Here is a 20,651-nt window from a genome sequence, read left to right as displayed (position 1 = left end):
CTGACGCAGCCTGTCCTCGGAACGGATCGGCTAAACTGCCGCCTTCGTTTCCCTGCATTGCCTTCCTTCATGCCAGATATCAGCAGCGCCCAGATCGACTGGGACGAGAACGGCCAGCCCACCTCCCGCGTCTATGACGACGTGTATTTCTCCCCCGTCTCCGGCATCGAGGAGACGCAGCACGTATTCATCAACGGCAACCGCCTGCGTGAACGCTTTGACGCGCTGCCTGCCGGCGGGCGCCTGTGCATCGGTGAAACCGGCTTCGGCACCGGGCTGAATTTTCTCTGCGCCTGGCAGCTGTTCGAGGCGCTGGCGCCGCGGGATGCGCGGCTGCACTTCGTCACCACCGAGAAATACCCAGTGGCGCCGGAAGACCTGCGCCGCGCCTTCGCCCTCTGGCCGGAGCTAGCGGCTCTGTCGGGGCAGTTGCTGGAGCAGTACGTGGCGATCCACCCCGGCTTCCAGCGCCTGGTATTCGCCGGCGGCCGCGTGGTGCTGACCCTGTTGGTGGGTGACGTACTGGAGACCCTGCCGGAGCTGGACGCGAGCATCGACGCCTGGTTCCTCGACGGTTTCTCCCCGGCGAAGAACCCGCAGATGTGGAACGACGCGCTCTACGCGCAGCTCGCGCGCCTGTCGGCGCCGGGCACGACCCTCGCTACCTTCACCAGCGCCGGCTTCGTCCGCCGTGGGCTGATCGCCGCCGGCTTCAAGATCCGCCGCACACCTGGCTTCGGCAAGAAATGGGAGATGTCCCAGGGCGAGTTCATCGGTGCCGCGCAACCGGCCGGCAAACCCTGGTATGCCCGCCCAACCCGCGCGAAGCATGCGCGCGAAGCATTGGTGATCGGCGGCGGCATGGCCGGTTGCGCCAGCGCCGCCAGCCTAGCCATGCGCGGCTGGCAAGTGACGCTGATCGAGCGCCATGCAGGGCTGGCAGAGGAAGCCTCGGGCAATCCGCAGGGCGTGCTCTACCTCAAGCTGTCCGCCCATGGCACTGCGTTATCGCGGCTGATCGTCAGCGGTTTCGGCCACACGCGGCGGCTGATCCAGCGCCTGCAGAAGGGTGAGGAATGGTCCGATTGCGGCGTGCTGCAACTGGGCTTCGATGAGGCCGAGACCCAGCGCCAGAGCAAGCTGGCCGAAGCCTTCCCGCCGACCCTGTTGCGCCAGCTGGACAAGGCCGAGGCGGAATCCATCGCCGGCATCGGCCTGCCCGCCGGCGGGCTGTTCTACCCCGAAGGCGGCTGGGTACATCCGCCCGCGCTGTGCCGGCACCTGGCGCAGCATCCGAACATCCGCGTGCTGACCGGCGAGGAAGTCCGCCTGCAACGCGAAGCCGATGGCTGGAGTGCCTGGAGCGGCGAGCAGAAGCTCGCCAACGCGCCCGTTGCCATCCTCGCCACCGCCGCCGAAGTGCGCCGCTTCGCCGGGGCCGAGACACTGCCGATGAAGCGCATCCGCGGGCAGATCACCCGCGTACCGGCTACCGCCGAGAGCTCCGCCCTGAGCACCGTGGTGTGTGCCGAAGGCTACGTCGCCCCGCCGCGCCACGGCGAGCACACCCTGGGCGCCAGTTTCGAATTCAAGCGAGACGACACCGAGCCATCATTGGAAGAACATCTGGGCAACCTCGACCTGCTGGCAGAGATATCCACAGACCTGACAGAGCGAATGCACATCACCCAGCTCGACCCCGCGACCCTGCAAGGCCGCGCCGCCTTCCGCTGCACCACCCAGGACTACCTGCCACTGGTGGGCCCGCTGGCGGATCGCGAAGCCTTCGCCCAGGCTTATGCGGTGCTCGGCAAGGATGCGCGCCAGGTACCGGAGACGCCCTGCCCCTGGCTCAACGGCCTGTACCTGAACAGCGCCCACGGCTCACGCGGGCTGGTCACCGCGCCACTGGCCGGTGAATTGCTGGCGGCCTGGATCGACGACGAACCGCTACCCTTGCCCCGCGCCGTGGCCGAGGCCTGCCACCCGAACCGTTTCTTCCTGCGCGACGTCGTGCGCGGCCAGAAGAATTCCTGATCATTTCGCGGTTCATCGACAGAACCGCGCCAGCCTCCAGAGCGGACCACCGACATGGATGCACTGCTGCTTGAATCTTCCGCCATCGGCCTGATCCTCGGCCTGCTACTGGGCCTGACCGGCGCCGGCGGCTCGCTGGTGGCCCTGCCCCTGCTGCTCAGCCTGCACCTGCCGCTGCACGACGCCATCGGCGTCAGCCTCGGTGCCGTCGCGCTGTCGGCGGCCATCGGCGCAATACCGCGCGCGCGGCAGGGTCAGGTGGCGTGGAAGCCGCTGTTCTGGCTGGTCATCACCGGCTGGCCGGGCAACGCCGTTGGCCAGTGGCTGGGGAAATTCATCCCGGACGCGTGGCTGATAGTCGGTTTCTGCCTGCTGGTGCTGTGGTCGGCCTGGCGCATGTGGCAAGGCTCCAGCCAGCCGATCACCGGCGACAAGCCGATGCGCAACGGCCCGCTGCTGGGCGTCGGGCTGGCGGTCGGCGTGCTGTCGGGGCTGATGGGCGTGGGCGGCGGCTTCCTTATCGTGCCAGGGCTGCTGTGGTTCACACCGCTGTCGATGCTGGCGGCGACGGCAACCTCCATGGCGGTGATCGCCCTGGTTTCCGGCGGCGGCTTCCTGCTCTATCTCACCCATGCACAGCCGCCACTGCCCCTGCTGGCCTGCCTGGCGGCGGGTGGCGCGCTCGGCGTGCTGTTCGGCAATCGCCTGGCAGTGCGCCTGGGTGGCGCGACACTGCAGCGCCTGTTCGCGCTGATGCTGGTGGCCGTCAGCCTGTCGCTGGCCGCACAGAAGCTCATCAACTGACGCTTAGAACTCTTCGTCCTCGGCGCCGGCACTGGGCGTCTCGAACAGTTCGGCGGCGCGCAGCAGCCCAGCCAGGATCGCGTGCTGCTCCCACTCCGGCAGCCCGGCGAAACGTTCCAGCGCGTGCTCGGGCAGCAGCGCGGGGCTGTGCTTGAGGGCCTGGCGACCGTCGGACTCCAGGCTCATCCACTGCTTGCGCCGGTCGTCGTCATCGCGCCGCCGGCTGAGCAGGCCCTTGCATTCCAGGCGGGTCAACGCACTGGAGATCGACGACTGCGACAACGCCACCTGGCGCGCCAACTGACCAGCGGTTATCTCCCCCTCCAGCTCCACGACCTGCAGGATCAGCAGCTGCAGCGGCGTCAGTTCGCCTTCGCGACCCAGGCTCTTGGAGTGCACCTCAGCCGCCTGTTGCAGGCGCCTGAGGGCCTGCAACATCGCGAGTGCGTGGGCGTTGCGCATCGAAGTCTTGCTCTCGGCCATTTCAGTCCACCTGCTGCTCCGTCATTTTTTCTCAATGAAATCAGATAGAACTCTCGCCAGATCGACGGGTCATCCCCTAAGGCGTCCGTGAGGCGCCACCCACTTGATCCCCAACGGAGAACCGGTAAGGAAATGTGCGGAATTGCAGGAGAACTACGTTTCGATAAACAGGCTGCGGACCTCTCCGCAGTCGAACGAATCACCCATCACCTTGCCCCTCGGGGCCCCGATGCCTGGGGCTTCCACAGCGAAGGGCCGGTGGCCCTGGGGCACCGGCGGCTGAAGATCATGGACCTGGCCGAAGCCTCCGGTCAGCCAATGATCGACACTGCGCTGGGCCTGTCGCTGGTGTTCAACGGGGCAATCTACAACTACCCCGAGCTGCGCGGCGAGCTGGAAGCCCTGGGGTACCGCTTCTTTTCCGGAGGCGATACCGAAGTACTCCTGAAGGGATACCACGCCTGGGGTGAACAACTATTGCCGCGCCTCAATGGCATGTTTGCCTTCGCCATCTGGGAACGCGACAAACGGCGCCTGTTCATCGCCCGCGACCGTCTCGGCATCAAGCCGCTGTACCTGTCGCAGACCGGCCAGCGCCTGCGCTTCGCCTCCAGCCTGCCGGCGCTGCTCAAGGGTGGCGACATCGACCCGGCGCTGGACCCGGTGGCGCTCAACCACTACCTGAACTTCCACGCCGTGGTGCCTGCGCCGCGCACCCTGCTGGCCGAGGTGCAGAAGCTGCCGCCGGCCACCTGGATGACCATCGACGCCGACGGCCACAGCGAGCGCCAGCGCTGGTGGACGCTGGACTATGGCCCGTTGCCGGACGAGCGTGAACTGACCCTGGACGACTGGGAAGACCGCCTGCTAAACAGCCTGCGCGATGCCGTGAGCGTGCGTCAGCGTGCCGCCCGCGAAGTCGGTGTGCTGCTCTCCGGCGGGGTGGATTCCAGCCTGCTGGTCGGCCTGCTGCACGAAGCCGGCGTCGAGGACCTGCTGACCTTTTCCATCGGCTTCGAGGATGCCGGCGGCGAGCGCGGCGACGAGTTCCAGTACTCCGACCTGATCGCCCAACGCTATGGCACCCGCCACCACCAACTGCGCATCGACGAGAACGAAGTCATCTCGCAGTTGCCAGCGGCCTTCCGCGCCATGAGCGAGCCGATGGTCAGCCACGACTGCATCGCCTTCTACCTGCTCTCGCGGGAAGTCTCGAAGCACTGCAAGGTGGTGCAGAGCGGCCAGGGCGCCGACGAGCTGTTTGCCGGTTACCACTGGTACCCGAAGGTGGCCGGTGCCAAGGACCCGCTGCAGGCCTACCGGGCGGCCTTTTTCGACCGCAGCCACGGCGAGTACCTGGACACCATGCGCGAAGCCCTGCGGGTGGAGGACGTGGCCAGCGAGTTCGTCCGCGAGCACTTCGCCCAACCCGGAGCGGACGACCCGGTGGACAAGGCGCTGCGGCTGGACAGCACCATCATGCTGGTCGACGACCCGGTCAAGCGCGTGGACAACATGACCATGGCCTGGGGCCTGGAGGCGCGCGTGCCGTTCCTCGACTACCGCGTCGCGGAACTGTCGGCGCGTATCCCGCCACGCTTCAAGCTCGGCGACGGCGGCAAGCAGGTGCTCAAGGCCGCCGCGCGCAAGGTTATCCCCAGCGAGGTCATCGATCGGCCCAAAGGCTACTTCCCGGTGCCCGGTCTGAAACACCTGCAAGGCAATACCCGCACCTGGGTCAGCGAACTGCTGCTGGACCCGAGCCAGGACCGTGGGCTGTTCGAGACGGCAATGCTCGACCGTCTGCTCAGCGACCCGGCGAGCGACCTCACCCCGCTGCGTGGTTCCAAGTTGTGGCAGTTGGCGGCCCTCAACCTCTGGCTGACGGAACAAGGCCTATAGAGCCGGTTGGTGCCGTTTGCAGAAACGGCGCCAACCCTTCCCGAAAGCCCAGGACAGATGCCTTATCAGGGAGCGCAAGATGAAACCCCATTCCAACCTGCCCCATCCCCACAACCAGCGGCTGCTGCGTGGCCAGACGCCGACCTACGAACGTCTGCAGGCGCGCTTCGCCGGCGACCACGCGGAGAGCCACGGCCCGCTGATCCTGCAATGCGGCTGGGGTCGCCTGCTGATTGGCCACACCTTCTCCAGCCCCGACAAGCTCGCCGCCGAACTGCTCAACGAACGCCCCGGCGAACGCGACATCGCCCTCTACGTGGCCGCGCCACAACAGGTGCTGGCGCACGCCCCGCAACAACTCTTCCTCGACCCGTCCGACGCGCTGCGCCTGTGGTTCACCGACTACCGCCCGGCGCGCCGGCCCTTCCGTGGCTTCCGCATCCGCCGCGTGCACAGCGACGACGACTGGACGGCAATCAACCGCCTGTACCTGTCGCGCGGCATGCTGCCGGTCGATCCATCCAACGTCACCCCGCGTCACCAGGGCGGCCCGGCCTACTGGCTGGCGGAGGACGCCGAGACTGGCACGGTGATCGGCACCGTCATGGGCATCAACCACGCCAAGGCCTTCCGCGACCCGGAAGGCGGCTCCAGCCTCTGGTGCCTGGCGGTGGACCCGCAATCCAGCCGGCCGGGCGTCGGCGAAGCGCTGGTGCGCCACCTGATCGAGCACTTCATGAGCCGCGGCCTGGCGTACCTCGACCTGTCCGTGCTGCACGGCAACCAGCAGGCCAAGTCGCTGTACCGCAAGCTGCGCTTCCGCGAGCTGCCGACCTTCGCGGTGAAGTGCAAGAACGGCATCAACCAGTCGCTGTTCCTCGGCCCTGGCCCGGAGGAAGGCCTTAACCCCTACGCCAGGATCATCGTCGACGAATCCCATCGACGCGGTATCGAGGTGCAGGTGCAGGACGCCGACGCCGGCCTCTTCACCCTCACCCAGGGCGGCCGGCGCATCCGCTGCCGCGAGTCGCTGTGCGACCTGACCAGCGCGGTGAGCATGAGCCTGTGCCAGGACAAGACCCTCACCCACCGCGCTCTCGACCGGGCCGGCCTGCGCCAACCGCAGCAGCGCGTGGCTGCCAGCGCGGAAGAGAATGCCGCGTTCCTCGAAGAACACCGTGCACTGGTGGTCAAGCCGGTGGACGGCGAACAGGGCCAGGGCGTCGCCGTGGACCTGCGCACGCCCGAGGAAGTGGAGAACGCCATCGCCCACGCGAAGCAATTCGACGTCCGCGTGATCCTCGAGAGTTACCACCCAGGGCAGGACCTGCGCATCGTGGTGATCGGCTACGAAGTGGTGGCCGCCGCCATCCGCCGCCCCGCCGAAGTGATCGGCGATGGCCGGCACAGCATCCGCAAACTGATCGAAGCGCAGAGCCGTCGGCGCCAGGCCGCCACCGACGGCGAGAGCCGCATTCCGCTGGACGGCGAGACCGAACGCACCCTGAGCGCCGCCGGCTTCAGCTATGACGACGTGTTGCCCAGCGGCCAGCGCCTGGCTGTGCGACGCACCGCCAACCTGCACACCGGCGGCACCCTGGAAGACGTCACCGAGCGCCTGCATCCCGCGCTGGCCGAGGCCGCCACCCGTGCGGCGCGGGCCTTGGAAATTCCAGTCACCGGCCTCGACCTGCTGGTCACCGAGGCCGACCAGGCGGACTACGTGATCATCGAAGCCAACGAGCGGCCGGGGCTGGCCAACCATGAGCCACAGCCCGTCGCCGAACGCTTCGTCGACCTGTTGTTCCCGCTGAGCCGCGAACTGCTGCACCGCGACCAGCCACACCCCAACGTGGAGGCCCCGGCATGAGCCCATTGCCACAACCGGACCTGAACTACCTGCAACGCGTGCTGCTGGAAATGCTCGCCATCCCCAGCCCCACCGGCTTCACCGACACCATCGTGCGCTACGTCGCCGAGCGGCTGGAAGAGATCGGCGTGCCCTTCGAGATGACCCGCCGCGGGACCATCCGCGCGACCCTGCTGGGCCGGCGCAAGAGCCCGGACCGCGCGGTCTCTGCTCACCTCGACACGATTGGCGCGATTGTCCGCGAGATCAAACCCAATGGTCGCCTGGCACTGGCGCCAGTGGGCTGCTGGTCGAGCCGCTTCGCCGAGGGCAGCCGGGTCACGGTGTTCTGCGAGAACGGCGTGTTCCGTGGCAGCGTGCTGCCGCTGCTGGCCTCCGGGCACGCCTTCAATACCGCCGTGGATACCCTGCCGATCAGTTGGGACCACGTCGAGCTGCGCCTGGACACCTACACCGCCAGCCGCGCTGACAGTGAATCCCTTGGCGTGGCCATTGGCGACTTCGTTGCCTTCGACCCACTGCCGGAGTTCACCGAAAGCGGCCACATCAGCGCCCGCCACCTCGACGACAAGGCCGGCGTCGCCGCGCTGCTGGCCGCGCTGAAGGCCATCGTGGAGAACGGCCAGGTGCCGCCCATCGACTGCCACCCACTGTTCACCATCACAGAGGAGATCGGCTCCGGCGCGGCCGGCGCGCTGCCCTGGGACGTCAGCGAGTTCGTCGGCATCGACATCGCCCCGGTGGCCGAGGGGCAGAACTCCAGCGAACACGCGGTGAGCGTGGCGCTGCAGGACTCCGGCGGGCCTTACGACTTCCACCTCTCGCGCCACCTGCTGCGCCTGGGCGAACGCCACGAGGTGCCGGTGCGCCGGGACCTGTTCCGCTACTACCACAGCGATGCGCAGTCGGCGATCACCGCCGGCCATGACATCCGCACCGCGCTGCTGGCCTTCGGTTGCGATGCCACCCATGGCTACGAACGCACCCATATCGACAGCCTCGCCGCGCTGGCAAAACTGCTCACTGCCTACATGCTTAGCCCGCCGGTGTTCGACAGCGATGCGGAACCCAGCGAGGGCACGCTGGAGCGCTTCAGCAAGCAGCTGGAGCATCCGGTGCACATGGAAAGCACCACCCATGTGCCGCCGGTGGACGACCTGATCGACAGCGGCGATGGGGCGTCCGACAAGGGCAAGGACCCGGACCGGAACAAGAACTGAGGCTGCACTCGGCGCAGCGCGGGACTACAATCCCGCGCTGCGATTCACGAGTAGCCAGTCATGCTGATCCCCTTCGAGCTCATCGAAGCCGACACCCTCAACAACCTGCTGGAAGACTTCGTCACCCGCGAAGGCACCGACAACGGCGACGACACGCCGCTGGATGTGCGCGTGGAGCGCGCGCGGCATGCGCTCAAGCGCGGCGAGGCGGTGATCGTCTTCGACCCGGAAAGCCAGCAGTGCCAGTTGATGCTGAAAAGCGAAGTGCCGAGGGAGTGGCTGGAGGACTGACATAGCCGTTCTGGAACGTTTCATGCCCATTGCGCCGGCTGAATACCACGTAGGATGGCGTGGAGCGCAGCGATACCCATCGATTGCACGCACCCACAGCATGGGTATCGCAAGCTCCATCCATCCTACGCTGAAGCTCAGTGGCAAAGTGGGAGCAGGCCCCTTGTAGGAGCGAGCTTGCTCGCCAACCCGGCGCTCGCCGACCACTCATCGGCAGCCGGTTACTCCGTTCGCGAGCAAGCTCGCTCCTACAGGTTCAGGCTGCATAACGCCGTCGGCGTTATTCGCCAGATGTTGAGCGGATCAGGGCGCGAAGCGCGGCCCGAGCAGCACCACGCTGGCGCCGATCACGCACAGCGCCACGCCCACCCAGTCGCTCCACAGCGGGCGACTCTTCTCGACGAAGGCCAGCCAGAACAGCGAGGCGGCGACATAGATGCCGCCGTACGCGGCATAGGCACGCCCGGCGTAGTTGGCTTCGACGCGGGTGAGCAGCAGAGCGAAGACGGTCAGGCTGAGCAGGCCGGGAATTATCCACAGGGCGCTCTTGTCCAGGCGCAGCCAGAGGTAGAAGGCGTAACAGCCGCCGATCTCGCAGAACGCGGCGAGGACGAACCAGAGGTAGTTGATCACAGCGGTCTTTCCTGGAGGGCTCAGCCGCGCAGGCCGCCCTCGCGTTCCCAGGCGCAGCGTACTTTCAGCTCACCTTCGCGAGGGCTGTGGAAGCCGTTCTCGGATTCCCAGCGGAAGGTGTGGCTGCCGTTGACTTCGGTTTCCAGGTGCACCACCGCGCTGGCCCAGTAGAGGCGGCGCAGCAGGGCTTCGAACTGTTCGACCCAGAGTTTCCACTCGTATTCGATGGTCTGGTAGCTGGCGCCGAAATGGATCACCTGGGACTGGTAGAGGCCCGCGCCCTCGGTCTCGCAGCGGCTGAACATCTCGCGGCCGAGGAACGGCCAGGCCTCGCCCATGGGCAGGCTGTCGAGCACCTTGCGGTTGGCGGCACGGCGCAGGCGGCGCTCCATCGAGTCGCCGGGCCAGTCGCGGATACAGCCATAGACGATGGATTCACAGTGCAAGCGGGTTCTTCCTTCAATAACACGCAAGCCTTCTAACACAGGCCTGCCCACACGCAAAGCGCGAATCCCCACCGCTGCGCAGTGGCCCGAAAAAGCAAAAGCCCCGCGACATGAGCGGGGCTTTCACCGGGGTCCAACGTACTTCACAGCCAGGCAGGCCGGTGACTAAAACTAACCCTTTGCACTGACCTGGGCAAGCCCTCTCTTTCACTGCACCGAAAGGGGGCAAGACCCGTGTGAATATCAGGAGAGACTACGGCGTTTGGCCTGCATCTTCTCCGCCATTTTCGCCATCTCGTCGTAGATCGCCTGGGGGTTCTGTTGCTTGATCTGCCAGGCCATGCGGCCCTGTTCGTGGGGCAGGATCATGAACACGTCGCGGGCCACTTCCTGGTGGATGTAGTCGGCGATGTCGGCAGCGCTGATCGGCGAGCTTTCCAGCAGCTTGCCGACCTGGGTCTTCATCTCCGGGCTCGGGCCGCGGAAGGAGTCCAGCAGGTTGGTCTGGAAGAACGACGGGCAGACCACGTGGACCTTCACATCGACCAGGCTGAGGTCGGCCAGCAGGCTTTCCGAGAGCGCCACCACGCCGGCCTTGGCCACGTTGTAGTTGCTCATCGCCGGGCCCTGCATCAGCGCGGCCATGGAAGCGATGTTGACGATGCGTCCCTTGCTCTTCTCCAGCAGCGGCAGGAAGGCCTTGCAGCCCTTGACCACGCCCATCAGGTTGATCGAGATCTGCCAGTCCCAGTCTTCCAGCGACAGTTCGCTGAAGAACCCGCCGGAGGCAACGCCGGCGTTGTTGACGATGATGTCGATGCCACCGAATTTCTCTTCGCAGGACTGCGCCAGCTGGGTCAGCTGGCTGTAGTCGCGCACGTCGCAGCGCTGGGTAAAGCCGTCACCGCCGGCCTCGCGCACCAGCTTGAGGGTTTGGGCAAGGCCTGCTTCGTTGACGTCGGCCAGCGCCAGCTTCCAGCCCTCGCGGGCCCAGCGCAGGGCGATTTCGCGTCCGAGGCCGGAACCGGCGCCGGTGATCATGATGCGATTTTGCATAGGGGAGGTCTGCCTTTTCTTGTCTTGTTCGGGACGGGTGATCGACAACGCTTTGTCGACGACTGTGGCCCGAAGTGTAACCAAGGCTTTGTGCTTCCAGCGGCGAAATCAGGGCGCTGAATGCCCCTGGCAAACCGCCGGCGCACTAGCGCTTCATGGGGTGCAGGTCAGGCCTGGAGAAGCACGCAGAGCTTGCCCAGCACCAGGGCGATACCGGCGGCGACAAGCAGGTGGGCAGCACAGTTGATGCGCTCGCGCTTGAGCTGGGCCAAGCCGCTGATGCGGTAGCGCAGTATGAAGATGCCCAAGGCCACGGGAAGGGCCGGGCCGAGGAAGGCGAACTGCCAATAGCGATCGAGGTTGACCACCGGGTCCAGGGTCATGGCTTCGGCCAGCGGCAGCAGGCCCAGCCCGCACTGGACGAGCAACCACACCACGCCCAGCACAACCAGTACAACGCCCAGCATCCCTAAGACTCCCTGATGGCAAAGGCCCAGTATGTTAATACAGGCACTCCGCCAGGGCTGTGCGACGAATCACCCTGTGACGTATCGGCGCTGTGACGTATGCGGGGAAAGCTGATACCCGCCAGAGCGAGGGTCGAGCAATTGCGGACGGAGTCCGCTCCTACCTGAAATCCCGTGCCAGGGCCTGCCCTCACCCTAGCCCTCTCCCAGGGGGAGAGGGGACAGTTCGGAGCAGGATGTAACTATGGCATCAGCCGGCAGACTCGGCTCCCTCTCCCTTCAGGGATAGGGAAAACCCAGGCACGGATTTTCAGAAGAAGACAGTTGCTCCTACGATGCCGGGAATTTCGGTGCTTTTCGTAGGAGCGGATTCATCCGCGATGTTCTTGCCGGAGGCAGGTCAGATCCGCCCAAGCAACAACAGCACCAGCAGCACGACCAGCACCACGCCAATCACGCCCGAGGGGCCGTAACCCCAGCTGCGCGAGTGGGGGAAGACCGGCAGACCGCCGATCAGTAGCAGGATCAGAATGATCAACAGGATGGTCCCGAGTCCCATATCGTCTCTCCTCCTCCAGTCAACGAGGAGCGATGGCTCGCGGTGGTGCGATTGGCCAGCGCTTATCGTTTCCGACTGGGAGGGCGCACGGAAGATTCAAAGAATCTGCGCGCGCCGGAGTCAGCTCAGATCGCGGGGCAGCGAGCCCTTGCGCAGGCGCAGGAACATCAGCGCGGCGGTGCGCGCATCGCCGATGGCGGTGTGACGGCCTTCGATGGGGATATCCAGGTTGCGCGCCAGGGTGTCGAAGCGCAGGTCCAGGTGCAGGTCGGGAAAGCGCCGGCTCATCTTGCGGTGGTAGATCTCCGAGACCTCCACGCGAGGGTTGTCCAATGTTGCATCGAACTGCTCACGCAAGTGTCGGCGCAGCACGGCAACATCGAAGGACAGGTAGTAGCCCAGCAGCGGCCGGTCGCCGACGAAGGCCTGCACCCGACGCAGCGCCTCCACCAGCGGCAGCTGGCCTTCGAGGTCGGCGCGACGCAGCTTGTGGATGCGGATCGACTCGCCGTCCAGCGACGGCGGCGGCTCCACCAGCAGCTCCAGACGCTCGCCGAGGATCAGCTTGCCACGCCGGATCACCACCGCGCCGATGCTGAGGATGTCGGCCTTGCGCGGGTCGAGGCTGGTGGTCTCCAGGTCCAGCGACACCAGCTCTTCCGCCTCCGCCGGGTCGTGCCGCCACCAGTAGAGACGGCGGCGCCAGGCGGACCAGTGCGGATCGGGGGCAACGATGCAGGCGTTCATCGGGTCTCCAGGTGAAATTGGCGGGTCAGGCTCTGCTTGAACTTCTTCACCGTGTGCAGCCCGAAGCGCAGCAGGTCGCGCTCGTGGCGGCTGAGACGGGAAACATCGAGCCCCTGTTCGCGGCCGTCGCGTTGGCCATCCAGTTGCTGGCGCAGGCGCAGCTGGAGGAACAGTTCGAAGGCTTCGACCAGGTTGTCGGCCAGCGCTTCATCCAGCACGCCGAGCGCCTTCAGCGCGGCAAGGCGACCGAGGGTGCCGCGCTCGTCCAACCCTTCGCGCACGGCCAGCACGCGAGCGCCGTGGACGATGGGGAAGATGCCGCCACGCTTCACGTCCAGGTGCGCGTCCTGGGTCTTCAACTGCCCGAGGAAGGTCAGTGGCGTGTCAAACTGCAGGGCCGGCAGGGCCAGGTCGCTCATCCAGCGGCTGCTGTCGCCGGCCAGTTCGTGCAGGCATTCGCTCAAGCCGTCGAACAAACGCCGGTTGCCCGCCACCGGCCAGGCATCGGCGAGGATCGACAGGCGCATCAGCTGTTCGGGGCGACCTTGCAACGGCAGCTCGCGCAACTCGCGCTGCCACTCCGACAGCGGCTTGCACCACTCCGGCCGGCTGGCCATCACGCCGCCAGGGCACGGCGGATAGCCGAACTCCAGCAACGCAGCGGAGAAGCGCTGCATCAGCAACAGGCCCTGCTCGATGGGCAGGCCGTCGTCGAGGATCAGCGCGTTGTCCTGGTCGGTCTTCAGCAGCTGCTCCGCGCGCCCTTCGCTGCCCATCACCAGCAGGCAGCAGCGACCGCGCAGCACCGGCGGCACCTGCAGTTCGAACAGGCGCTCGAGCAGTTGTTCGTTGAGCGCGCTGACCAGTTGCATGATGAAACGCAGGCGGATGCCATTGCCCGCCAGGGTCGCGATCAGCGTGTGCAGGGTCTCGGCGGCGGCGCGCAGCTCGGCCTCGCTTTCGGCGCGGGCAATGCGCAACGCCAGCACGTGGGAATGGGTGGAGAACAGGCTGAGCACCTGGGTCAGGTGCAACAGGCCGACCACCCTGCCCTCCTCGCACACGGCCACGCGCTCGATGCGCTGGCGGGTCATGAGGATCATCGCGTCGAAGAGAAAGTCTCCCAGTTCGACGTGGCTCAGCGGGCGGTGCGCCAGCGGGCCGATGGGTTGCGCCTCGCTGAAGCCATCGCGGAAGTGCGCGGTCATCAGGTCGGTGCGGGTCACGATGCCCAGCGCGCCGTCCTCGCGCACCAGCAGAGCGTCGGCGCCCTGGCTGAGTTGCAGGCGCGCGGCATCCCCCAGCGGCAGACCGGGCTCGACTTCGATGGCCGGCAACAGGTGTTCAGGGGCGATGCGGGTGAGGATGAATTCGGCGAGGTTCTGCCCGTCACGGCGCTCCAACTGGCGCTTGCTGGCCAGGTCCGCGCGGAAGAAACGGGCGAACTGTGGGTTGTCCATGCACAGCTGGTGGAACACCGCCGCCGGCAGTTCGTAGACGATGCTCTCTTCCACCGCCTGGTAGCGATGCTTGCTGCTGCCGGAGAACAGCCCGCGCACGTCGAACAGGTCTTCGGCACCGTAGTGGGCGAACAGCTTGCCGTCCTCGCCGCGCTCCTCGATCACGCCCTTCATCAGGACGAACAGGCAAGGCACCGGCGCCCCGGTTTCGAGTAGCACTTCGTCGACCGTGTAGTAGCCCACGCTCAGCGCATCGCGCAGTTGCTCGCGCTCCAGCGGGCGGAGCTGGTCGAAGGGTGGCGAGGCGAAGTTGAAGTCGTCGGACATCCGTATTCCATCCCGGTCAAAAAAGCGGGGCCGGAGGTGTTTCCACCTCCGGCCCCGGCAGGTTAGCTCAGGCTATCAGTGGGCAGCGGCGCCACTGGCCCCCAGGCCGGTCTGCGAACGGATGAACTGCGGGAAGAAGCGCGCGCGCTCTTCGTCGGCAGCGGTCGACTTGTCGGTGATGGAGAAGAACCAGATACCGATGAAGGCCACGGCCATGGAGAACAGCGCCGGGTACTCGTACGGGTAGATGGCTTTCTCGTGGCCGAGGATCTGAACCCAGATGGTCGGGCCGAGGATCATCAGGGTCACCGCGGTGATCAGGCCGAGCCAGCCACCGATCATTGCGCCACGGGTGGTCAGGTTCTTCCAGTACATCGAGAGCAGCAGCACCGGGAAGTTGCAGCTGGCGGCGATGGAGAAGGCCAGGCCGACCATGAAGGCGATGTTCTGCTTCTCGAACAGGATGCCGAGGACGATCGCGACCACACCCAGGCACACGGTGGTGATCTTCGAGACGCGCAGTTCATCCTTCTCGTTGGCCTTGCCGCCCTTCAGCACACTGGCGTACAGGTCGTGGGACACGGCCGAGGCACCGGCCAGGGTCAGGCCGGCAACCACCGCGAGGATGGTGGCGAAGGCCACGGCGGAGATGAAGCCCAGGAACAGGCTGCCACCGACGGCATCGGCCAGGTGCACAGCGGCCATGTTGTTGCCGCCCAGCAGCGCGCCGGTGGCGTCCTTGAAGTCCGGGTTGGTGCTGACCAGCAGGATCGCGCCGAAGCCGATGATGAAGGTCAGGATGTAGAAGTAGCCGATGAAGCCGGTGGCGAAGAACACCGACTTGCGGGCTTCCTTGGCGTCACTGACGGTGAAGAAGCGCATCAGGATATGCGGCAGGCCGGCGGTCCCGAACATCAGTGCGAAGCCCAGGGAGAACGCGGAGATCGGGTCCTTCACCAGGCCGCCGGGGCTCATGATCGACTCGCCCTTGGGGTGAACCTTGATAGCTTCGGAGAACAGGGTGCTGATGTCGAAGTTGACGTGCTTGAGCACCATGATCGCCATGAAGGTGGCGCCCGAGAGCAGCAGCACGGCCTTGATGATCTGTACCCAGGTGGTCGCGAGCATGCCGCCGAACAGCACGTACAGCACCATCAGGATGCCAACCATGACCACGGCGACGTGGTAGTTCAGGCCGAACAGCAGCTCGATGAGCTTGCCGGCGCCGACCATCTGCGCGATCAGGTAGAAGGCCACCACCACCAGCGAGCCGCAGGCGGACAGGGTGCGGATGTCCTTCTGCTTCAGGCGATAGGACGCCACGTCGGCAAAGGTGTACTTGCCCAGGTTGCGCAGGCGCTCGGCGATCAGGAAGAGGATGATCGGCCAGCCGACGAGGAAGCCGATGGAGTAGATCAGGCCGTCGTAGCCGGAGGTGAACACCAGCGCGGAAATGCCGAGGAAGGAAGCGGCGGACATGTAGTCGCCGGCGATCGCCAGACCGTTCTGGAAGCCGGTGATGCTGCCGCCAGCGGTGTAGAAGTCAGCGGCGGATTTGCTGCGTTTGGAGGCCCAGTAGGTGATGCACAGGGTCAGGCCAACGAAGGCGACGAACATGACGATGGCGGAGACGTTCAGCGGCTGGCGCTGCACCTCGCCGGTGAGGGCGTCAGCCCAGAGTGCAGGAGCGAAAGCGGCCAACGCGAGGGCCGCAGAAATTCGGCCTTTCATTGCTGGGCCTCCTTGAGGATTTCCTGATTCATGCGATCGAATTCGCCGTTGGCGCGGCGCACGTAGATGCCGGTGAGCACGAAGGCCGAGAGGATCAGCCCGACACCGATGGGGATGCCCCAGGTGACGGACGAGTCGGCACTGATCTTCGCGCCGAGCAACTGCGGCTGGAAGGCGATGACCAGGATGAAGAGCACGTACAGGCTCAACATGATCAGGGAGAGCAGCCAGGCGAAGCGCTCGCGCTTGGCCACCAGCTCTTTGAAGCGCGGATTGGTATCAATCCGCTGGTAGATGCTGTCGTTCATTTTGTTGTTGTCCTCACAGCGGGGATGACGCGGATGTCGTCGATCTCTAATTTATGTGTCCGCCGCAAGCGCTCCAGACGACTTTAGTCGTAGCGCTTGGCCAGGATTTTCGAACAAGCCCGGAATAGACACGTCCGCATAAAAAAATCCCCCGCAAACCTTTCGGTTCGCGGGGGATTTTTCTGTGTCGCGCGAGGGTACGCTCTAGGCGATCACAGCCACTCCTTCACCCGGTCCGGATGCGCCTCGACCCACTTCTTGGCGGCCACCTCCGGCTTCTCGCCATTCTGCACGGCAAGCATGACTTCGCCGATTTCCTGGCCGTCCTTCCACTGGAACTTCTTCAGGAAGGCCCAGACTTCCGGTGCCTTCTTCTCCAGTGCCGGGTTGGCCACGCTGTCCACGTGTTCCTCGTCGCCGTAGACCTTTTTCGGGTCTTCGAGGAACTTCAGCTTCCACTTGGCGAACATCCAGTGCGGAATCCAGCCGGTCACCGCCACGGCCTTCTTGTCGTTCTCCGCGCGGGTCAGCTCCGAGATCATGCCGCTGCCGGAACTCGCCACCAGCTTGTAGTCCAGGCCGTAGTCCTTGATCGCCTGGTCGGTCTTGAGCATCACCCCGGCGCCAGCGTCGATGCCGACGATGCGACCGCCGAAATCGTCCTTCTGCGCCTTGAGGTCCTCGATGCTGTTGGCTTTCACGTAGTCGGGGACAATCAGGCCGATCTTCGCGCCCGGGTAGTTCACGCCCAGGTTGACCACCTTGTCCTTCATCTTCTCGTAGTAGGCGCCGTGAGTGACCGGCAGCCAGGCCGAGAGCATGGCGTCGAGCTTGCCGCGCGCCACGCCCTGCCACATGATCCCGGCGGCGACCGGCATCAGCTTGACCTGGTAGCCGAGTTTCTCGCGCATGATCTCGGCGGCGACATGGGTGGTCGCTACGCTGTCCGACCAGCCGTCCACGTAACCGATGGTGATTTCCGGCTTGGCCGCCGCACCGGCCAGCCCGGCAGCCGCCGACAGCACCAGCCCTGCGCCCAGGCCCATCAGGCGTCGCATCATTCGCATGGTTTTCTCCCCGTGATTTTATTGGCGCGTCCGGGCGAGCCCGGCGCAGTTCGCGGTCTTGGCCGCCCCTTCATGATCGGCGCACGCTGCTGGCGAACTGCTCTGAGAGCGACGCCAAACGGTCCGATCCACGACAGAACCCGTCCATCCACGACCGCGCCATTCCCTATACGACGGCACTGCCGGCCTATCGCCGCCATACAGAGGCTCGATTACCCGGCCGCGCTCCTGCGCAGTAGCCTTTCAGCAACGGAGAATCATTCTCGACTGGAGGCTCGCTACCATGCTCAAGACCGTCACTTTCACCCTGATGCACTTCGTGATCGCCTTCAGCGTCGCCTACGCGCTGACCGGCAGCATCGCCGTGGGCGGCCTGGTGGCGGTGGTCGAGCCGCTGTGCAACGCGGTGGGCTTCCACTTCCACGAGAAGTTCTGGAAGCGCATCGAGGGCAACGCCGCAGGCGATTCGGCACCGACGCACCACTGGATTCATCGCCACGCCTGAGTGCCACGCGCGGGCACTGACGGCGGTCGGCGGCGTTGCTAAGATGCGCGCCTCGCCACGGCTCGCGTGCCCCCATGCCACAGTTCTCGCGCTTTCCGCTTCGCCCCTATTGCCTCGCCCTGCTGCTCGCCCTGATGGCCCTCTGCGGGCTCTGGTACGGCCTGGGCAAACCGGTAGTCCTGCCCGACGCGGCCACGCCCACGCACAAGCTGCAGTGCGCGTCCTACAGCCCGTTTGCCAAGGACCAGTCGCCCTTCGACCAGCCTTTCGTCCTGCGCCCGGAGCAGATGGACGCCGACCTCGCCCTGCTGGCGACGCGGTTCGACTGCGTGCGCACCTATTCCATGACCGGCCTGGAAGGTATTCCGGCGCTGGCCCGCAAGCATGGCCTGAAGTTGATGCTCGGCGCCTGGGTCAACGCCAACCCGGTGGATACCGAGCGTGAAGTCCAGGCTCTGATCAAGGCCGCCAACGACTATCCGGACGTGGTGCAGGCAGTGATCGTCGGCAACGAGACCCTGCTGCGCAAGGAAGTCACCGGGCACTACCTGGCCGGACTTATCCACAAGGTGAAGGCCCAGGTGCGCCAGCCGGTGACCTACGCCGATGTCTGGGAGTTCTGGCACCAGCACCCGGAGATCGCCCCGGCGGTGGACTTCATCACCATCCACCTGCTGCCCTACTGGGAAGACAACCCGCGCGGCATCGACGATGCCCTCGCCCACGTGGCGAAGATCCGCGAGGACTTCGGCCGCGAGTTCGCCCCCAAGGATATCCTCATCGGCGAGACCGGCTGGCCCAGCGAAGGCCGCCAGCGCGAGACCGCCCTGCCCAGCCGGGTCAACGAGGCGCGCTTCATCCGTGGCTTCGTGCACATGGCCGAGGAGCATGGCTGGCATTACAACCTGATCGAGGCCTTCGACCAGCCGTGGAAGCGCCAGAGCGAAGGCGCGGTGGGCGGCTACTGGGGCCTGTTCAGCGCCGACCGCGAGGAGAAAGGCGTGCTCGCCGGGCCGATCAGTAATCTGCCGAGCTGGCCGCTGTGGCTGGGCCTGTCCGGCGTGATCCTGCTCGGCGGGCTGCTGGTGGGCGGCCGTCCCGCCTCTACCCGCAACGCCCTCCTGCTGCCCTTGGCCGGTGCGCTGGGGGCCGGCTGCATCGGCCTTTGGCTGGAGCTGTCGGTGATTACCAGCCGCTTCTGGGGTGAGTGGCTTTGGGCAGCGGCACTGGTCGGCCTCAACCTGCTGGTGCTGCTGCACATCAGCCTCGCCCTGTCGGCTCGCGCAGGCTGGAGGGCAAAAGCGTTCAATGCGCTGGAGAAGCGCGCCGGCCTGTGGCTGGCCGCCGCCGGATTCGCCGGCGCGGTGCTGATGCTCGGGCTGGTCTTCGATGCGCGCTACCGCAGCTTCCCCAGCGCGGCCCTGCTGTTCCCGGCGCTGGTCTACCTGTGCCGGCCGGTTGCGGCACCACGTCGAGAAACGCTGCTACTGGCGCTGATCATCGCCGTCGGAATTCCCGCACAACTGGCGCTGGAAGGGCTGAGCAACCTGCAGGCGCTGGGCTGGGCGGCCGTAAGCCTGCTCCTGCTCGGCGCGCTGTTGCGGGGGCTGCGCCCCGCATCCCGGACGACTTGACTCAGCGGGACTGTGCGCGCACCAGGCGCAGCCCGGCCAGCACCACCGCGAACACTGCGAGCCCGGCGTTGTACAGCACCAACGCCGGCAAGGTGAACAGCATCGCCAGCACCGCCAGCCACCACCCCGCCTGGCGGGGCACGAAGAAGGCCAGCAGCGAAAGCCCCAGCGCCAGCTTGCCGAACACCCCGAAGTGGATCGCCCAGCCCAACTGCGAGCGCACGCCGCACTCCCAGCGCGTGGCTTCGTCGGCGCAGAGGCCAACCCAGCGACCATCCTCCATCAGCCCGAAACGCAGGCCATAGCTGGCCGCCAGCCAGAGCGCCAGGGCGAGCAGCAGGAGAATCACGGGTAAACGACGGGACATGGCGCCACTACTCCGGGCAGGCGGGAATTCGGCGCCCAGCATAACCAGCGCCAAGAGCGATGCAAGGGGGGGCGATCCCTGGCTAAACTTCGCCCACCAACGGAGCCTTCGATGAAGCGATCGACCCTGTTCCTGCTGGCCTGCGTGGCCACCAGCTTCTGGTGGCTGTGGCCGACCGACCAGCCCCAGGCACCGCAGCAGCACAGCCAGGCCCAGCCCGACGGTGGCTTCCGCGTCGAGCGCTATTCGATCTATCCGCTGCAGGACTTCACTATCGAGGCACGCGTGCTCGGCCGCGAGGATTACCACCTGGGTCGCGAGGCCGAGCTGTCGCCCACCGACCTGGCGCTTGGCTGGGGGCCGATGGACGATCCGAAGGTGCTGGCCGATATCCGCATCAGCCAGGGCAACCGCTGGTTCTACTGGCATGCCGACAAGCTGCCGATTCCCCGCCGCGAGCTGGAAACCCATGCCGCCAACATGCACATGATCCCGGCCAACGACAGCGTGGCGCGCGCCCTGGCCCAGGTCAGCGCCGGCGAGCACATTCGCCTGTCCGGCAAGCTGGTACGCGTGGAAGGCGACGACGGCTGGCGCTGGGTCAGCTCGCTGACCCGCGATGACACCGGTGCCGGCGCCTGCGAGCTGATCTGGCTGGAAAGCCTGGAGCGTTACTGAAGCGCCTGTTGCCAGAGACGCGGCGCATTGGGCATGCTCGGACGCCCCCGCTCTCCAAG

General features: G+C 66.1%; 21 protein-coding genes. 9 read left to right on the top strand and 12 right to left on the bottom strand.

Annotated features, from left to right (window positions below; all coding sequences use genetic code 11):
• Nucleotides 1–69 precede the first annotated feature (69 nt).
• Complete coding sequence (mnmC, locus tag CTR55_RS08880) at nt 70–2,037, top strand: bifunctional tRNA (5-methylaminomethyl-2-thiouridine)(34)-methyltransferase MnmD/FAD-dependent 5-carboxymethylaminomethyl-2-thiouridine(34) oxidoreductase MnmC (protein WP_296285534.1); 1,968 nt, start codon at nt 70–72, stop codon at nt 2,035–2,037.
• A 54-nt stretch (nt 2,038–2,091) separates the two neighbouring features.
• Complete coding sequence (locus CTR55_RS08875) at nt 2,092–2,841, top strand: sulfite exporter TauE/SafE family protein (RefSeq protein ID WP_296285533.1); 750 nt, start codon at nt 2,092–2,094, stop codon at nt 2,839–2,841.
• Nucleotides 2,842–2,844: 3 nt separating this feature from the next.
• Here CTR55_RS08875 and CTR55_RS08870 read toward each other — a convergent pair whose 3' ends face one another.
• A complete protein-coding gene (locus tag CTR55_RS08870) occupies nt 2,845–3,324 on the bottom strand; it encodes a MarR family winged helix-turn-helix transcriptional regulator (RefSeq protein ID WP_296285532.1) in 480 nt (159 codons plus the stop codon).
• A gap of 132 nt (nt 3,325–3,456) precedes the next feature.
• Here CTR55_RS08870 and CTR55_RS08865 point away from each other — a divergent pair, with 132 nt between their 5' ends.
• The 4 genes from CTR55_RS08865 (at nt 3,457) to CTR55_RS08850 (ending at nt 8,607) form a co-directional block, all read left to right on the top strand.
• A complete protein-coding gene (locus CTR55_RS08865) occupies nt 3,457–5,226 on the top strand; it encodes an N-acetylglutaminylglutamine amidotransferase (RefSeq protein WP_296285531.1) in 1,770 nt (589 codons plus the stop codon).
• A gap of 79 nt (nt 5,227–5,305) precedes the next feature.
• The gene (gene ngg / locus CTR55_RS08860) at nt 5,306–7,096 is read left to right on the top strand and encodes an N-acetylglutaminylglutamine synthetase (RefSeq protein ID WP_296285530.1); all 1,791 of its coding nucleotides are present in this window, start codon (nt 5,306–5,308) and stop codon (nt 7,094–7,096) included.
• Nucleotides 7,093–8,316: an osmoprotectant NAGGN system M42 family peptidase gene (locus CTR55_RS08855; protein ID WP_296285529.1), complete on the top strand. Its 1,224-nt coding sequence runs from the start codon at nt 7,093–7,095 to the stop codon at nt 8,314–8,316. Before ngg ends, CTR55_RS08855 begins: the two co-directional genes overlap by 4 nt.
• 60 nt (nt 8,317–8,376) lie before the next feature.
• Nucleotides 8,377–8,607, top strand: a complete 231-nt coding sequence (locus CTR55_RS08850; RefSeq protein ID WP_236201709.1) for a YheU family protein — start codon at nt 8,377–8,379, stop codon at nt 8,605–8,607.
• A gap of 303 nt (nt 8,608–8,910) precedes the next feature.
• On the opposite strand, the gene CTR55_RS08845 is transcribed toward CTR55_RS08850, so the two are convergent.
• The 10 genes from CTR55_RS08845 to CTR55_RS08800 all read right to left on the bottom strand — a co-directional run bounded on the left by CTR55_RS08845 (nt 8,911) and on the right by CTR55_RS08800 (nt 17,408).
• On the bottom strand, nt 8,911–9,240 hold the full coding sequence (locus tag CTR55_RS08845) for a YnfA family protein (RefSeq protein WP_296285528.1): 330 nt from the start codon (nt 9,238–9,240) through the stop codon (nt 8,911–8,913).
• 20 nt (nt 9,241–9,260) lie between these two features.
• Nucleotides 9,261–9,686 (bottom strand): hypothetical protein, encoded by a 426-nt coding sequence (locus CTR55_RS08840; RefSeq protein WP_024766159.1) that lies wholly within the window; start codon nt 9,684–9,686, stop codon nt 9,261–9,263.
• 243 nt (nt 9,687–9,929) lie between these two features.
• Complete coding sequence (locus CTR55_RS08835; RefSeq protein WP_296285527.1) at nt 9,930–10,742, bottom strand: SDR family oxidoreductase; 813 nt, start codon at nt 10,740–10,742, stop codon at nt 9,930–9,932.
• A 167-nt stretch (nt 10,743–10,909) separates the two neighbouring features.
• Nucleotides 10,910–11,209, bottom strand: a complete 300-nt coding sequence (locus CTR55_RS08830) for a hypothetical protein (protein ID WP_296285526.1) — start codon at nt 11,207–11,209, stop codon at nt 10,910–10,912.
• Nucleotides 11,210–11,609: 400 nt separating this feature from the next.
• Complete coding sequence (locus CTR55_RS08825) at nt 11,610–11,768, bottom strand: DUF3309 family protein (RefSeq protein ID WP_296285525.1); 159 nt, start codon at nt 11,766–11,768, stop codon at nt 11,610–11,612.
• Between the two features lie 120 nt (nt 11,769–11,888).
• Nucleotides 11,889–12,515, bottom strand: coding sequence for a 3'-5' exonuclease (locus CTR55_RS08820; RefSeq protein ID WP_296285524.1), 627 nt, complete (start codon nt 12,513–12,515; stop codon nt 11,889–11,891).
• Complete coding sequence (locus tag CTR55_RS08815) at nt 12,512–14,302, bottom strand: putative nucleotidyltransferase substrate binding domain-containing protein (RefSeq protein WP_296285523.1); 1,791 nt, start codon at nt 14,300–14,302, stop codon at nt 12,512–12,514. The genes CTR55_RS08820 and CTR55_RS08815 overlap by 4 nt, the downstream gene beginning before the upstream one ends.
• Before the next feature lie 75 nt (nt 14,303–14,377).
• A complete protein-coding gene (locus CTR55_RS08810; protein ID WP_296285522.1) occupies nt 14,378–16,033 on the bottom strand; it encodes a cation acetate symporter in 1,656 nt (551 codons plus the stop codon).
• Entirely contained in the window at nt 16,030–16,341 is a 312-nt protein-coding gene (locus CTR55_RS08805) for a DUF485 domain-containing protein (RefSeq protein WP_296285521.1), read from the bottom strand. The genes CTR55_RS08810 and CTR55_RS08805 overlap by 4 nt, the downstream gene beginning before the upstream one ends.
• Nucleotides 16,342–16,553: 212 nt before the next feature.
• Nucleotides 16,554–17,408 (bottom strand): glycine betaine ABC transporter substrate-binding protein, encoded by an 855-nt coding sequence (locus CTR55_RS08800; RefSeq protein WP_296285520.1) that lies wholly within the window; start codon nt 17,406–17,408, stop codon nt 16,554–16,556.
• Nucleotides 17,409–17,691: 283 nt separating this feature from the next.
• Here CTR55_RS08800 and CTR55_RS08795 point away from each other — a divergent pair, with 283 nt between their 5' ends.
• Both CTR55_RS08795 and CTR55_RS08790 read left to right on the top strand, forming a co-directional pair.
• Entirely contained in the window at nt 17,692–17,913 is a 222-nt protein-coding gene (locus CTR55_RS08795) for a DUF2061 domain-containing protein (RefSeq protein ID WP_296285519.1), read from the top strand.
• Between the two features lie 74 nt (nt 17,914–17,987).
• Nucleotides 17,988–19,547 (top strand): beta (1-6) glucans synthase, encoded by a 1,560-nt coding sequence (locus CTR55_RS08790; RefSeq protein WP_296285518.1) that lies wholly within the window; start codon nt 17,988–17,990, stop codon nt 19,545–19,547.
• 1 nt (nt 19,548) lies between these two features.
• Here CTR55_RS08790 and CTR55_RS08785 read toward each other — a convergent pair whose 3' ends face one another.
• On the bottom strand, nt 19,549–19,914 hold the full coding sequence (locus CTR55_RS08785) for a hypothetical protein (RefSeq protein WP_296285517.1): 366 nt from the start codon (nt 19,912–19,914) through the stop codon (nt 19,549–19,551).
• A 111-nt stretch (nt 19,915–20,025) separates the two neighbouring features.
• Here CTR55_RS08785 and CTR55_RS08780 point away from each other — a divergent pair, with 111 nt between their 5' ends.
• Entirely contained in the window at nt 20,026–20,592 is a 567-nt protein-coding gene (locus CTR55_RS08780) for a hypothetical protein (protein ID WP_296285516.1), read from the top strand.
• The last annotated feature ends 59 nt before the right edge of the window (nt 20,593–20,651 follow it).

Source organism: Pseudomonas sp. (assembly GCF_002796985.1).
Classification (GTDB): Bacteria; Pseudomonadota; Gammaproteobacteria; order Pseudomonadales; family Pseudomonadaceae; genus Pseudomonas.
This window is presented reverse-complemented; position numbering and strand designations above follow the sequence as displayed.